Origin of the sequence: Bradyrhizobium sp. SRS-191 (assembly GCF_024586915.1) — a bacterium.
In the GTDB taxonomy this organism is placed as follows: Bacteria; Pseudomonadota; Alphaproteobacteria; order Rhizobiales; family Xanthobacteraceae; genus Bradyrhizobium.
Genome location: NZ_JANBVS010000005.1, coordinates 75,869 through 90,607 on the forward strand (window position 1 = coordinate 75,869; position 14,739 = coordinate 90,607).

Below are 14,739 nucleotides of genomic sequence, written 5' to 3' on the forward strand. Positions count from 1 at the left end.
CGGACATGCCCGTGGAGGCGCCGCCTGTCACCCGCGGATACACCATTTCGGCCGGATGAGCACTGCGCTCTCGGCATGCCGCCTTGCCAGTGTCGATGGAAGCCGGTTTCGCCACGGCATTCACTGTCGTCATTCCGGGGCGTGCGCAGCACGAACCCGGAATCCATTCCTCAGCATCGCCTGCCGCCCGATGGATTCCGGGCTCGCGCTGCGCGCGCCCCGGAATGCCAGCGATGGTGGGGCTCCCGGCGGCGGCATCAGGTCCGACCCAGACAACGGCCGGAGATAACGGCCGCTACGCCGCGCGCAGCTGGCTCACGAACTGGTCGACGTCGTGGCGCAGATCGGCGGACAGCTTCGACAGCGTCCGGACCGAATCCAGCACGCCGCCGGCGGCCTGGCCGGTCGCGGCGGTCGCTTCCGAGACGCTGGAGATGTTGTGCGACACGGCATTGGTACCTTCCGATGCCTGCTGCACGTTGCGGGCGATCTCGCGCGTCGCCGCGCCCTGCTGCTCGACCGCCGCCGCGATCGCCGCGGCGATCTGGTTGACCCGGTGGATGGTCGAGGAGATCGCCTGGATGGCATCGACCGAGGCCTTGGTGGCGCCCTGGATGCCGGCCACCTGCGAGGTGATCTCCTCGGTCGCCTTGGCGGTCTGGTTGGCCAGCGTCTTCACCTCCGCGGCGACCACCGCGAACCCCTTGCCGGCCTCGCCGGCGCGCGCCGCCTCGATGGTCGCGTTCAAGGCCAAGAGGTTGGTCTGCTCGGCGATGCCGCTGATCAGGGCGACGACGTCGCCGATGCGCTGAGCGGCGTCCGACAGCGCACGCACCTCGTCATTGGTCTTCTCGGCCTGGGTCGCCGCCGCGCCGGCGATCGTGGTCGACTCGGTTACCTGGCGGCTGATCTCGCTGATCGAGGCCGACAATTCCTCGGTCGCCGCCGCCACCATCTGGACGTTGCCTGAGGCGCGCTGCGACACGTCGGCGACCGACGAGGCCTTCTGGCGGCCCTGGTCGGCGGTCGTGGACATCGATTGCGCGGTCGCGTTCAGCTCGCTCGACGCCGAGGTCAGGGTGTGCAGCGAAGCGGTCACCGTCGCCTCGAACTGCCGGATCAGCGCGTCGACGGCCACCTGACGCTGCTCGCGGCGCGCCTGCGCGGCGTCCTTCTCGCTCGCCAGCTGGTCGCCGGTGATCATGCTCGTTTTGAACACGGCCACGGTGCGCGACATCTCCCCGATCTCGTCGCGGCGGTCGAGCCCTTCGAGCTCGACCGTGTAGTCACGATCGGCCAGGCGCTGCATCGCGGCGGCCAGTGAGCGGATCGCCGCCGAGATGCGGCTCTGCACCACGATCATGCCGACGAGCGCCACGGCAAGCGCGATGCCCATCATCACGAGGTTGATGATGAGGCTCTCGCGCGCCTCGCCGATGCGCCGCCCGGCGACCGCGACCATCTCGGCCAGCGCGGCATTGGCGGCATCGACGCTGTAGGAGAGCAGCGCGGTGTTGAGCTTCGAAAGTTCGGCGAACTTGAAATCGATGCTCTGGTTGTTGCGCAGCGCCTTGATGAGGCCGGCCTGCTGCTCGGCCATCGCAATGGCCTCCGCCTGCTTGGAGCGGTTGACGGCATCGACGAGCGCGGCCGGCGCATCGGGCCGCGCCGCGGCCGTCAGCACCTGGCTCCAGGCCTGCGCCTGCCGCCCGGAATCCTCCGCGCCGGCGACGATCTCGGCCGTGGTCCACGGCTTGCCGGAGGCTGCGGCGTTCTCGATCTTGATCGCGAACTGGCCGCCGAAATTGCGCGCCGCCCAGGCCGATTGCTTGACATTGACCATCTGGTCGACGAGCGGGTCGGCCAGCTTCACCGTCTCTTCGAGATCGGCGGCGATGACGAGCAGCGCATCGAGATAGTCCTGCGCGGCCTTGCGGAAGGCATCCGCGGCCTGCGCGTCGCGCGACGCCTTGGTCTGCCTGATGGCGCGCTCGGCATCGGGCCGCAGCGAGGCCAGCCGGTCATGCGTCGCGACGAGGGTGCTGAGGCGGCTCGCGATCTTGCCGTCGGCGACGCCGGACAGCGCGTCCTGCACCTGCCTGTAGGCCGTCTCCGAGATCTGGCGATTGGTGGTGATGCGGGTCTCTGCTGCCTGGTCGGCGGTCCCCTCCGCGGCCAGGGTCGCCAGGAACGTGCCGCGCTCCAGCCGGAAGCCGATCAAGCTGTTGAACAGCTGCTGGTCGGCGCCGGCGAGCCGCGCGATCCGCTGCGCCGACTGATAGCGGCTGAGCGCGTCGACCACGCCGGTGGCGAGACTGCCGATCAAGAGCAGCGCCAGCGCTCCGATGATCAGACCGAGAACGGTTCGTATGGTCAGGCCGTCGAGCAATCGCATCTGATCAATTCCACCCCGAAATTATCCGGAGCTACTTTCGCTGCTCGTCCTTAATAATTCGTCTGGCGCCCTTCGCAGCCGCATTTGCGAATACCCCGTAAAAACACGGGAGTTGCCGACTTTCTTGCTTCGTTTTGTGTGCAGCCCGACTTCGGACACATCGGGACATACAGCACAAGAAGCTGTTAAGCGCTCCGATCAACAGCTGGACGCAGGTTTGATGTCGCAACTCTCGGAGCACGCCATGACGTCGATCTCTGCCTCCTCCATGAGCGGTTTCTCGCCGCTCGACCTGCTCAAGCAGGAGCTCACCAAGGAAGTCTCCGCCGGCAAGGTCAGCTCGACGGACCAGACCGCGCTGTCCTCGGCGCTCGACGATATCGATTCCGCGCTGCAGAGTGGCAGCAGCAGCTCGTTCTCCTCATCGACGAGCTCGAGCACGCCGCCTTCGCCCAAGGAGATGCAGTCGAAGATCGACGATCTCATCCAGAGCGAGGTCGACAGCGGCAAGCTCACCTCGGATCAGGCCACCGAGCTGAAGAACGTGTTCGCCAGCGCCTTCTCCGGCGGCCCGGGCGGCGCCGGTGGCGCGGGCGGTCCGCCGCCCGGTCCGCCGCCGAGCGATGACAGCAGCAGCAGCGACGCCACGTCGAGCACGTCGTCCTCGTCGGATTCATCATCCTCGTCTCAGGTCGAGGAGCTGCTGAAGAAACTGCTCGAGGCGCTGCAGAGCTCGAACAGCAGCCAGACCTCGTCCTACAGCTCGAATGGCAGCAGCTCGTCGAGCTCGACCAGCAAATCGCTGGTGGTGGACTTCTCGGCCTGACCCACTGAGGATACGCGGGCCACTGCGCGCCCGGGGAGGAGAAGCAGGGCTGGCGAATTGACGATCGGACTGGGTGCGCTCGTCCGTCTGGACATCGTCATGGCCGGGCTCGTCCCGGCCATCCACGTCGTTCGGCACGCTGAGAACCACGTGGATGCCCGGGACAAGCCCGGGCATGACGGAGTCCTAACTGCCAGGATTGCTTGTCGCGACAGCCCCTATCTCCATATGCGATAGCCCTACATGGGATGAAGGGCGCCCCTACGCAGCCCTTAGCGCACCGCCGCGCTCATGCGGGCTCCACCGCTCTCACTCCGGCGCGTTGAACGTCCGCGCGAAGTACACCGGCGCGGCCGCCGGCTTGAGGCGATAGAGCTGCGCCGGGCGGTTCGGTCCCTTGCGCATCTTTTCGATCGGCTCGATCAGGTCGGCCGAGAGCATGCGGGTGCGGAAGGCGCTCTTTTCCAGCGGACGATCGAGCACGATCTCGTAGCTTCGCTGCAGCTCGGGCAAGGTGAACTCCTCCGGCATCAGATAGGCCGGCAGCGAGGTGTATTCGACCTTGTTCCGCAGCCGCTGCACGGCGGCCCGCAGGATCTCGGCATGATCGAAGGCGAGCTTCGGCTTGACGCTGGCGCCTTGAAGCAAAAACCATTGCGCATCGGCCGCCAATGCAGCCTCCGCCGCTGACGACGGGATCAGCGCGAAATAGGCATGCGTCGCCGACCAGCCGCGCGGATCTCGGGTGGCGCTGCCCCAGCTGCCGAGCTGCTCCAGATACGGGCTGACGACGCCGGTCTTCTCGGCGAGCTTGCGCCGGGCGCAGGCGGCGAGATCGGCATCCTTGGTCACGTCGACGAAGCCGCCGGGCAACGCGAAAGTCTCCGGGAACGGTTCGCCGGCTCCCTTGCCCCGTCGCACCAGGAGCACGTGCAGAGCCTCCAGCCGGATCGTGAAGATGACGATGTCGACCGTGGTCAGCGGCCGCGGAAAATCCAACGCCGCCCTCCTGGCCACCGGCTGATCCCCTGATCCACCGCCCTGCCCCTGCCGTCCCGCCATACCCGCCGCCTCCCAATCTTGCCCCTTGACACTAGCATACTTAGTTGTACTGTCCAACTTACTTAGTTGGTGTGACACACTTACACCATCGAATGACACAGGAGGCCGCCATGTTCGGCATGCGTTTCATCAAGGCCCAGCCCACCACCTACCTGCTGAAGTACCGCGCCGGCACCGTGGTCGAGGAAGGCGCCGGGCTCTCCACCTTCTATTACGGCCCCGCCACCTCGCTGGTCGCGATCCCGATCGGCAGCCGCGACGCCAGCTTCATCTTCCAGCAGATCGCCCGCGACTTTCAGACGCTGACGATCCAGGGCCAGGTCACCTACCGCATCGGCGAGCCGAAGAAGGCGGCTTCGATGCTGAACTTCACCCTGAAGCGCGACGGCAAGTCGTACGAGTCGGATGACCCCGAGGAGCTGCCGCGGCGCGTGCTCGGCGCGGTCGAGGTGCTGGCGCAGCAGGCCGTCAAGGACATGACCCTGAAGGAAGCGCTGCGCGCCTCCGACCGCATTGCGGAAGCGATCGCGACCGGACTGCAGCGACGGGCCGATATCGATGCGCTGGGGCTGGAGATCCTCGGCGTCGCTGTGCGCGCGGTGAAGCCCACGCCGGAGACCGCCAAGGCGCTGGAAGCCGAGGCGCGCGAGGCGATCCTGAAGACCGCCGACGAGGCCATCTTCGCCCGGCGTAACTTTGCGGTCGAGCGCGAGCGGGCCATCCGCGAGAGCGAGCTGGATACGGAGATCGCGGTCGAGCAGAAGAAGCGCTCGATCCGCGAGACGCAGATGGATGCGGAGACCAGCGTCGCGGCAAAAAAGAACGAGCTGCGCGAGGCCGGCATGGTCGCCGACATCGGGCTCGAGGCCAAGCGCAAGGACTTTGTATCGCTGAATGCGGCCAACACCCGCACGCTGGCGGATGCGGAAGCCTACCGCGTCGGGGCGCTGATGAAGATCTTCGAGGGCGTCGACACCCGCGTCATCCAGGCGCTCGCGGCGACCGGCATGCAGCCGGGCCAGCTGATCGCGCAGGCCTTCTCCGGCCTCGCCGAAAAGGCCGAGAAGATCGGACAGCTCAACGTCTCGCCGGAGTTGCTGAACAGCCTGATGCAGAAGCCCGCGGAGGCTCCCCGTGTCCGGCAGTGACCGCAAGGTGATCCTGGTCACCAGGAGAACGCGGCTCGAGGAGCTGATCGCAAGGTTCCTCACCGCGGACCAGGCCCGCTTCTATGTCGAGCATCTCGGCGCCGACTTCTCCGACTACGAACGCGAGCACGCGGCCTACCAGGCCGCGCGCGCCACGGCGACGCAGACGCTGGAGCGCTGGGGCCGCTACCAGATCGTCGACCGCGGCTTCCTGCCGAACTTCATCTTCGGCCCGGCGGACATCGTCGCTGCCCTCGGTCCCGACGGGCTCGTCGCCAACACCATGAAATATCTCGACGGCCAGCCGCTGCTCGGCCTCAACCCGGATGCCGCCCGCCATGACGGCGTGCTGCTGCCGTTCGCGCCTGATGATCTCGCGAGCCTGCTGCCTGAAGTGGCCGCCGACAAGCGCGCCGCGAAGGCGGTGACCATGGCGCGCGCGAGCCTCGCCGACGGCCAGGTGCTGCATGCCGTCAACGACCTCTTCATCGGCGCCAGCACGCATGTGTCGGCGCGCTACGAGATCGCGACCCGCGAGGCTCATGAGCGGCAGTCGTCCAGCGGCCTGATCGTTGCCACCGGCCTCGGCTCCACCGCCTGGTTCAAGAGCATCGTCACCGGCGCGCTGGCGATTGCCGGCAGTTATGGCAGCCACGGCGATGGCGACTATACCGCCCTGCCCTGGGATGCCCGCGCGCTCCGCTTCGCCGTGCGCGAGCCGTTCCCAAGCAAGACATCGCAGACCTCGCTGGTGTGCGGCGGCCTCGACGGCGCCGAGACACTGCGGCTCCGCTCGCTGATGCCCGAGAACGGCGTGATCTTCTCCGACGGCATCGAGGCGGATCATCTCGATTTCAACGCTGGAACGGAAGCTGTCATCTCGATTGCGGAACGCCAGGGGCGGCTGATCATCTAAGCCGAGGCCGCAATCGGGATGGCGGAGCGCCAGGGTGGCTGATTGTGTAGTTTACCTCTGCAGATCGCTTCGCTGATACCGCGCCCCGCTCTCACCACGTCATTGCGAGCGCAGCGAAGCAATCCAGAGTCCCGCCCACCACCCTGGATTGCTTCGCTGCGCTCGCAATGACGGTGGAGAGACCGCTATCCATATTTTGCATATCGTCGCGCCGAGCGCGGTGCCGTAGGGTAGGCAAAGCGGCCGCCGAAGGCGGCGGCGTGCCCACCGTCGAGCCGCGAGCACGTCGGCAGATGGTGGGCACGGCGCCTCTGCGATCTCCTTTGTGGAGAGAGCAGTGCAGCGCCTTTGCCCACCCTACGGCTTATGCATCGGCTCCAGTGGCTCGCTTATAGATCAATTCAAACATGCCGTTGAACTCGCAGCATGCGGCAAATAGTTCATCCCGACGGGCTCGCCGATTTGATAGATCACCGCCAGACCTGCATGTGATCCACACGCCGTCCGGATCGTCAGGCCGTGGCCGTGCGTCTGTCGTCCATTCGAAATGCCTGTAGGGATAGCTGACGCTGGTTCGGTCCCTGCGTTGACAGGCCGTTCTTATCGAACCGATGATTTCACTTGCCTGCTCGAACGTCAGATCGAGCGGCTCGCCCTCAGAAAGGCGCGCGTCCAATTTGATCTTGAGAGGCGGAATCTGCATCATCAGCCCTGGCGCCAGATCGATGCGATGAGGCGGCGGATCGCGGTCAGCCTCCCGGCGCGCTCGATTGGCCTGATGAGTCCGGGCGATCGCAGTAAACAGTGCCTTGATCGCCGATGACGCCCCCATCAAGTAAGATCCTTTCTACGTCCGCGCGAACACCAGCACGCCGTTCGCCGGGATCGTCACCATGGCCGAGTTGGGCTGGCCGTGCAGAGCCGGGCCGTTCGCATTCACCGCGCCGTTGTTGCCGACCACGCCCGGATTGACCCAGTTGTCGTAGACGTCGCTGTTGAACACCTCGTGCCACGCGCCGCCGGCGGGGAAGCCGATGGCGTAGTCGCGCCAGGGCGTCTCGCTCAGGCTGACGATCACCATGACGTCGTCGCCCTTGCCGTCCCAGCGGTGGAAGGCGAGCACGCGGTTGGAATCGTGGAAGTGGACGATGGCGCAGCCCTCGGCGGTCAGCGCCGGATGGGTGCGGCGGATCGCGATCAGCTCACGGGTGAAGCGCATCGCGTCCGCGGTGATCTTGTCCTCGCCGTCGAGCAGCGCCCATTGGATCGTGGTGTCCAGGCTCGGCGTGTCGCTCCAGGGCCGGTCCTCGAACAGCTCCTGGCCCATGAACAGCATGGGGATGCCCGGCGCGGTCAGCAGCAATCCCGTCGCCACGCGGCTGCGGCTGCGCGCGTACCAGCAGCGGCTGTCGATGGGATCAGCGAGGCGCGGGATGCGCGGCTCGCGGCCGGCATAGACGATGTCGTGGTTCTCGATCGAGTTGACCGCGCGCCAGCGATGGCCCAGGCCGAGATCGGCGATCGCCGCCGCAATCGGCTGCATCGCGACCTCTGCCCCCGCCCCGCCGGCGGCGCTGGCAATCGCGCCGCGCACGGCGAGCCGCAGGCCGTCGCTCCAGGTGGCATCGAAGCCGGCGCCGCCCGTGGCGATGTCCTTCACCACCCACGGATTGACCGGCCAGAATTCCGCGATCTGGATCGCGTCCGGCTTCTCCGCGCGCAGCGCCTCGGTGAGCTGCTGGCAGGTCGCCCAGCCGCCGAAACGGTCCATCACGCTGACCTCGTCGAAGCGCAGGCCGTCGGCGTGATATTCGCGATAGAACATGATGGCGTTGTCGACGAGGTACTGCCGCACGTCGGCATTCCAGTAGGCAAACACCTGCCCGCCGGCCCAGCCCTGGTCGGTGAAATACAGGCTGCGGTTGGGATCGCCGTAAGGCTGGCGGTCGAAGAACCAGATGCTGGCCTCGTCGAAACCGCCGCCGGCGTGGTTGTAGACGACGTCGAACAGCACGGCGATGCCGTGGACATGGCAGACGTCGATCAGCGCGCGCAGCTGGTCGTCGCAATGCCTGACCACGCCGATATCGGCGTAAGGCGCCGCACCAGCGGCCGTCAGGATCTCGTTGGTCCGCGCGAAATAGGCTGCGAGATGCGCCGCCTCCGCCTCGCCGTAGTCGGTCTCCGGGCTGAACAGATCGGTGCCGTTGTAGCCCATGCTGAACATCGACGGGAATTCCTGCACCGGCAGCAGCTCGATGGCATTGATCCCAAGCTTCTTCAGGTGCGGCACGCGCTCGATCACGTCGAAGAAGCAGCCGTCGGGATTGCCGGCCTTCATGTCGAAGGTGCCGACATGGAGCTGGTAGATCACGAGTTCGTTGTTGGGCGGCGGCGTGAAGTCCGTGTCGTGCCAGGGAAACGCCTGCGGGTTGCGCAGCACCGAATGCGCCTGCGGAAATGGCGGATCGACGGTGAGCAGGCGTGCATGCGGATCGCGCTTGTAGCCGGAATTCCCCTCGCCCTCGACGAAGTACATGTAGGCGTCACCGTCCTTCAAGCCGGGGACGAAGATTGCCCAATGGCCGTTGCCGATCGGCGCCAAGCGGCAGCTCGAATCCTGCGCCCAGTCGTTGAACGGGCCTGAGACGTAGACCGCCTTCGCATGCGGCGCGAACACGCGGAAGGTGGCGCCGCCGGTCACCAGGGTGCCACCCATGGGAGCCTGGAGAAGATGCATCTGCCGCAGCGAAATCCTCAAGCCTTCAGGGAATGGCGGCAGCGTAACAGGTTCCAGCAACATATCCATCGCCAGCGCCCCGCTCAGAACAGCCGCGCGCCGTTCGGCACGGTCTTGTCGGGCTGAAACAGCACGACGTTGCCGGCCTCGTCCGGAAAGCCGAGCGTCAGCACCTCCGACATGAACTTGCCGATCTGCCGCGGCGGGAAATTGACCACGCCGGCGACCTGGCGACCGACCAGCGTGGCCGGATCATAGAGCGAGGCGATCTGGGCGCTGGAGCGCCTGGTGCCGATGGCCGGGCCAAAATCAATCGTCAGCTTCAGCGACGGCTTGCGCGCCTCCGGATACGGCTCGGCGGCAACGATGGTGCCGACGCGGATGTCGACGGCGAGGAACTGGTCGAAGCTGATCTGCGCTGCCGCGGGTGCCGTGGGATCGTGGGATAGATGCATGACGGCCTCATCGAACGCGGGACTGGCCGCGCGGCTTGGTTCCGGCGCGGCTCGGAAGGGAGATTCCTCAACCAGATCAATTTCTAGTCGCCGGGTCGCGCGGTGACAATGCACCGTCCTGGGGACGGCGCCCCGCGCAAGCGACTGGCGGGCCCGGTGTGGCGGATCGGTCGCAGCCGAGCCTGAGGCAACGCCGTCGTCTCGGCAGCCTTCGCTGCTTCGATACCCTCAGCTGTCGTCCCTGCGAACGCAGGGACCCATAACCACAGGAGGACGTCGTGACACGAGATGGCCCGACTTGCGCAAGCCAACGACCGGCACGGCGTATGGGTCCCGCGTCAGCGCCCCGCCGCCGCTGCGCGCCGTCGCGGCTTGCCCGGGACGACAGCCACGTAGCCCGGGCGAGCGCAGCGACGCCGGGTTCTCCGACGCAGCCCGTGAGATCCCGCATGTTGCTTCGCTCATGCGGGCTACGCGATGCTTGGAGATCATGATCCCTCGCCCGTCCGGGAGGCATATGCGTCAATCAAGACCGCGGTATCGTCCTCCCCCTTCTCGCGCGCAATATCGGCGGCCGTTGCACCGCTGCGATCAGTCTTTACAGGGTCCGCTTGGTTCTCCAACAAGAGCTTCGCGCAATCGGTGTATCCCTAGGCCGCCGCGCACATCAGCGGGGTGACGCCCTGGGCCGTCTCGGCGTTGACGTCCGCGCCCGCGGACAGAAGAAAGTTGGCGATCACCGTCTGGCCATTTGCAGCAGCCTCATGCAATGCCGTCGTTCGATAGTGACCTGTCACATGGACCGAGGCACCGCTCCGCACGAGTATCTCGGCCGTCGCAAGCAAACCTTCAGCTGCCGAGACCATAAGGGGAGTTCGACCATGTAGACCGAGGTCGTTCAGATCGAGTTGCATGGACTCGATGTCGAGCTGCTCTGGTAAGGCGCCAGCCAATATTCGTTGGATGAGCCGCTCGATCTTCGAGTGGTCGGTCATGCAGTATATCTCGTGGGCGAACTGAACTGGGTCAAGTTGTCCGTCGGCTTGGCACGGTGGTGGGCACGTCGCTTCGCGGCTGCCGCCGCGAACCGCCTTTGCCCACCCGACTCCACTACAAACTACGCATTCTCCAAATGACACGCCACCCACTGATCCTCGCCCTTCAGCCTGAGCTCCGGGACTTCGCTGCGGCAGCGGTCGAACGCCAGCGGGCAGCGGGTGTGGAAGCGGCAGCCTTTCGGCGGGTTCACCGGGCTCGGCACGTCGCCCTTCAAAATGATCGGCGTGCGTTCGGCGCCGGGCTCCGGCACGGGCACGGCCGACAGCAGCGCCTTGGTGTAGGGATGGCCCGGGGACGCGAAGATCTGCCGCCGCGGCGCGATCTCGACGATCTTGCCGAGATACATCACGGCGACGCGATGGGTCATGTGCTCGACGATGGCGAGGTCGTGGCTGATGAAGAGCAGCGCGAGGCCGAACTCGCGCTGCAGATCCTGCAGCAGGTTGACGATCTGCGCCTTGACGGAGACGTCGAGCGCGGACACCGCCTCGTCGCACACGATCAGCTCGGGCTTGGCGGCGAGCGCGCGCGCAATGCCGATGCGCTGGCGCTGGCCGCCGGAGAATTCGTGCGGGCGGCGGTTCACGGCGTCGCGCGGCAGCCGGACGATTTCCATCAGCTCGGCGATGCGCGCGTCGCGTTCGGCCGCGCTCTTGGCCAGACCGAAATTGTTGATCGGCTCGGCGAGGATGTCGCGGATCCGCATGCGCGGGTTGAGGCTGGAGAACGGGTCCTGGAACACGACCTGGACGCGGCGGCGCATCTCGCGCAGCCGGTGCGGGCCGAGATCGTCGATCCGCTCGCCATCGAGCACGATCTGGCCGGCGGTGATGTCGAACAGCCGGAGGATCGCGCGGCCGACGGTCGACTTGCCGCAGCCGGATTCGCCGACCAGCGACAACGTCTCGCCGCGCGCGATCTCGAACGACACGCCGTCGACCGCATGCACCTTGCTCTTGGTGCGGCCGAACAGGCCGCCCGAGATCGGAAAATGCTTCTTGAGGTCGTTGACCTGGAGCAGCGGCATGGTCATGCGGCGGCTTGCTCCTTGGCGGCGAAGTGACAGGCGGCGATATGATGCGCGGCCTTCTGCTCCAGCCCCGGCGCATACTGCCGGCACAAATCGGTCGCGAGCGCGCAGCGGCCGGCGAACACGCAACCTTCGATCCGCTGCTTGAGGTCCGGTACCTGGCCGGGGATTTCCGCGAGGCGCTTGGTCTCACCCGACAGCGACGAGCCGAGCTTGGGCAGCGCGCCGAGCAGGCCCTGCGTGTAGGGATGGCGCGGGCTGCGGAACAGCTCCTTCACCGGGGCTTCCTCGACCTTGCGTCCGGCATACATCACCATCACGCGCTCGGCGACCTCGGCAACGACGCCGAGATCGTGGGTGATCAGGATGATCGCAGCGCCGACGCGCTGCTTCAGTTCGAGCATCAGCTTGAGGATCTGCGCCTGGATGGTGACGTCGAGCGCGGTGGTCGGCTCGTCCGCGATCAGGAGCTTTGGATTGCAGGCCAGCGCCATCGCGATCATCACGCGCTGGCGCATGCCGCCGGAGAGCTGATGCGGATATTCGCGCACGCGGCGCGCGGGTTCGGGGATGCCGACGAGCGTCAGCATCTCGACCGCGCGCGCTTCGGCCTGCGCCTGGTCGAGGCCCTGGTGCAGCCGCAGGGTCTCGCCGATCTGGCGGCCGACGGTCAGCACCGGATTGAGACTGGTCATCGGCTCCTGGAAGATCATCGAGATGTCGTTGCCGCGGAGCGCGCGCATTTCGCGATCGGAGAGCGTCAGGATGTCCCTGCCCTCGAGCAGAATCGAGCCCGCGATCTTGCCCGGCGGCTCCGGGATCAGGCGCATCATCGACATCGAGGTCACGGACTTGCCGCAACCGGATTCTCCGACGATGGCCAGCGTCTCGCCGGGATTGACGTGGAACGACACGCCGTCGACGGCGCGGTTGATGCCGGTGGGCGTGCGGAAATGCACCTGGAGATTCTCGACCTCGAGCAGCGGCATTAGGTGAGCTCCCTGCGAGAGGTCGGGGCCTCATGGTTCGAGACGCGCCGCGCGCTCAACACGGTCGACTCCTTGATCATCTGTGGCGCGTGGCGCTCCTCACCATGAGGAATTGGTTTCGAATCTGGCGCGGCACATCGACGATGAGCCTCGTCGCCATCTGCAACGCTCTCACCCCTCACCCTGAGGAGCTCGCCGAAGGCGGGCGTCTCGAAGGGCGAGGCCGCAACTCTGGCCTCTCGGCTAAACATCACCGCGCTCATGGTGACTTCGCCATGCGCGGATCGAGCGCGTCGCGCAATCCATCCCCCACGAGGTTCACCGCGAGCACCGTCACCGACAGGAACGCCGCCGGGAAGAACACGATGTAGGGCTTGACCTGCCACAGCGCGCGGCCCTCGGCCATGATGTTGCCCCAGGACGGGATCGTCGGCGGCGTGCCGGCGCCGATGAAGGACAGGATGGCCTCGGTGATCATGGCGCTGGCGCAGATGTAGGTCGCCTGCACCAGCATCGGCGCGGTGGTGTTCGGCAGGATATGGCGCAGGATCACCATCGGCGTGCGCGTGCCCGAGGCGACCGCGCCGTCGACATAGGGCTGCTCGCGCAAGCTCAGCACCACGCCGCGCACGAGCCGCGCGACGCGCGGGATCTCTGCGATGGTGATGGCGAGGATGACGTTGCCGACGCTGCCGCGGGTCAGCGCCATCAGCGCCACCGCCAGCAAAATCGGCGGGATCGACATCAGCCCGTCCATGCAGCGCATCAGGACGCCGTCGGCCCAGCGCACGAAGCCGGCGACGAGGCCGATCGTGAGGCCGATCAAGGACGCGCCGAGCGCCACCGCAAGGCCAACCGTGAGCGAGACACGGGTGCCATAGAGCACGCGCGAATAGATGTCACGGCCGAGCGCATCGGTGCCGAACCAGAAATCGGCGGATGGCAGCCGCGTGCGCTTGGCCGGGGCGATCGCGGTCGGATCGACGGTGAACAGGAACGGCGCGAAGACACCGATGATGACGAGCACCAGCAGCAGCGCGCCGCCGATCGCGACAGTCGGATGATTGCGCAGGAAGCCGATGGCGCCGCGCCGGATCTTCGGCGCGGCCATCAGGTCCGGCAGGCGAGGTGCGACGACGAGGCCCGGCGGCGGAGAGGTTGTGGTCGTGACGGTCAATAGCGGATCCTCGGGTCGACCAGAGTGTAGGTGATGTCGATCAAGAGATTGACGAGCACGTAGACGAAGCTGAACAGCAGCACGATGCCCTGGATCACCGGATAGTCACGGCGCAGGATGGCGTCGATGGTGAGCCGTCCGAGGCCGGGAATGGCGAACACGCTCTCGGTGACGACGGCGCCGCCGATCAGCAGCGCGATGCCGATGCCGACGACGGTGACGATCGGCACCGCGGCGTTCTTCAGCGCATGGATGAACAGGATGCCGCCCTGCCCCAGCCCCTTGGCGCGCGCCGTGCGGATGTAGTCCTGCTGCAGCACTTCGAGCATGGCCGCGCGGGTGATGCGCGCGATCAGCGCGATGTAGACGCAACCGAGCGCCACAGCGGGGAGGATCAGGTTCTGCAGCCAGGGCCAGAAGCCTTGGGACAGCGGCGTGTAGCCCTGCACCGGCAGCAGGTCGAATTTCAGGGCAAAGACATAAGCGAGGATGTAACCGACCACGAACACCGGCACCGAGAAGCCGAACACGGCAAAGGCCATGATGACGCGGTCGATCCAGGTCCCCGCCTTCCAAGCCGCGAGGACGCCGAGCGGCACCGCGATGATGATGGTGAGAAACAAGGTCACCATCATCAGCGACAGAGTCGGCTCGATGCGCTGGGCGATCATCGCCGCCACCGGAAGATTGGTGAAGATCGAGGTGCCCAGGTCGAAGTGCAGCAGGCGCCACACCCAGCTGCCGAACTGGACCAGGAAAGGCTGGTCCAGTCCGAGATTGGCGCGGATGCGCTCGACGTCGGCCGGGCTCGCCTGGTCGCCGGCGATCACCGCGGCGGGATCACCCGGCGCGATGTATAGCAGGCTGAAGACGAACAGCGCGACGATCGCCATCACCGGCAAGGTCGACAGCACGCGTCGGAGCGCATAAGCGAGCATGTGA

The 14,739-nt window shown here is 66.4% G+C and carries 13 protein-coding genes; 3 read left to right on the plus strand and 10 right to left on the minus strand.

Features of this window, described 5'->3' with window-relative positions:
* Positions 1–295: 295 nt before the first annotated feature.
* A complete protein-coding gene (locus tag NLR35_RS11150) occupies positions 296–2,395 on the minus strand; it encodes a methyl-accepting chemotaxis protein (protein ID WP_257166590.1) in 2,100 nt (699 codons plus the stop codon).
* A gap of 244 nt (positions 2,396–2,639) precedes the next feature.
* On the opposite strand from NLR35_RS11150, the gene NLR35_RS11155 reads away from it, so the two are divergent.
* Positions 2,640–3,221, plus strand: a complete 582-nt coding sequence (locus NLR35_RS11155) for a hypothetical protein (RefSeq protein WP_257166591.1) — start codon at positions 2,640–2,642, stop codon at positions 3,219–3,221.
* 309 nt (positions 3,222–3,530) lie between these two features.
* Here NLR35_RS11155 and NLR35_RS11160 read toward each other — a convergent pair whose 3' ends face one another.
* A complete protein-coding gene (locus NLR35_RS11160) occupies positions 3,531–4,283 on the minus strand; it encodes an NUDIX domain-containing protein (RefSeq protein WP_257166592.1) in 753 nt (250 codons plus the stop codon).
* A gap of 110 nt (positions 4,284–4,393) precedes the next feature.
* Here NLR35_RS11160 and NLR35_RS11165 point away from each other — a divergent pair, with 110 nt between their 5' ends.
* Both NLR35_RS11165 and NLR35_RS11170 read left to right on the plus strand, forming a co-directional pair.
* The gene (locus NLR35_RS11165) at positions 4,394–5,431 is read left to right on the plus strand and encodes an SPFH domain-containing protein (RefSeq protein ID WP_257166593.1); all 1,038 of its coding nucleotides are present in this window, start codon (positions 4,394–4,396) and stop codon (positions 5,429–5,431) included.
* A complete protein-coding gene (locus NLR35_RS11170; RefSeq protein ID WP_257166594.1) occupies positions 5,418–6,347 on the plus strand; it encodes a sugar kinase in 930 nt (309 codons plus the stop codon). The genes NLR35_RS11165 and NLR35_RS11170 overlap by 14 nt, the downstream gene beginning before the upstream one ends.
* Positions 6,348–6,711: 364 nt before the next feature.
* Here the strand turns inward: NLR35_RS11170 and NLR35_RS11175 are convergent, their stop codons facing one another.
* The 8 genes from NLR35_RS11175 to NLR35_RS11210 all read right to left on the minus strand — a co-directional run bounded on the left by NLR35_RS11175 (position 6,712) and on the right by NLR35_RS11210 (position 14,735).
* The gene (locus NLR35_RS11175; protein ID WP_257166595.1) at positions 6,712–7,179 is read right to left on the minus strand and encodes a hypothetical protein; all 468 of its coding nucleotides are present in this window, start codon (positions 7,177–7,179) and stop codon (positions 6,712–6,714) included.
* A 15-nt stretch (positions 7,180–7,194) separates the two neighbouring features.
* Positions 7,195–9,156 (minus strand): alpha amylase C-terminal domain-containing protein, encoded by a 1,962-nt coding sequence (locus NLR35_RS11180; protein ID WP_257166596.1) that lies wholly within the window; start codon positions 9,154–9,156, stop codon positions 7,195–7,197.
* A gap of 14 nt (positions 9,157–9,170) precedes the next feature.
* Positions 9,171–9,542 carry a tRNA-binding protein gene (locus tag NLR35_RS11185; protein ID WP_257166597.1) on the minus strand — a complete coding sequence of 124 codons (372 nt, stop codon included), beginning with the start codon at positions 9,540–9,542 and terminating at the stop codon, positions 9,171–9,173.
* Positions 9,543–10,192: 650 nt separating this feature from the next.
* Entirely contained in the window at positions 10,193–10,537 is a 345-nt protein-coding gene (locus NLR35_RS11190; RefSeq protein ID WP_257166598.1) for an ankyrin repeat domain-containing protein, read from the minus strand.
* A 122-nt stretch (positions 10,538–10,659) separates the two neighbouring features.
* Positions 10,660–11,634: an ABC transporter ATP-binding protein gene (locus NLR35_RS11195; protein ID WP_257166599.1), complete on the minus strand. Its 975-nt coding sequence runs from the start codon at positions 11,632–11,634 to the stop codon at positions 10,660–10,662.
* Positions 11,631–12,620 carry an ABC transporter ATP-binding protein gene (locus NLR35_RS11200; RefSeq protein ID WP_257166600.1) on the minus strand — a complete coding sequence of 330 codons (990 nt, stop codon included), beginning with the start codon at positions 12,618–12,620 and terminating at the stop codon, positions 11,631–11,633. Before NLR35_RS11200 ends, NLR35_RS11195 begins: the two co-directional genes overlap by 4 nt.
* 259 nt (positions 12,621–12,879) lie before the next feature.
* Complete coding sequence (locus tag NLR35_RS11205; RefSeq protein WP_257166601.1) at positions 12,880–13,797, minus strand: ABC transporter permease; 918 nt, start codon at positions 13,795–13,797, stop codon at positions 12,880–12,882.
* Complete coding sequence (locus NLR35_RS11210) at positions 13,794–14,735, minus strand: ABC transporter permease (protein ID WP_257166602.1); 942 nt, start codon at positions 14,733–14,735, stop codon at positions 13,794–13,796. The genes NLR35_RS11205 and NLR35_RS11210 overlap by 4 nt, the downstream gene beginning before the upstream one ends.
* Positions 14,736–14,739: the final 4 nt, after the last annotated feature.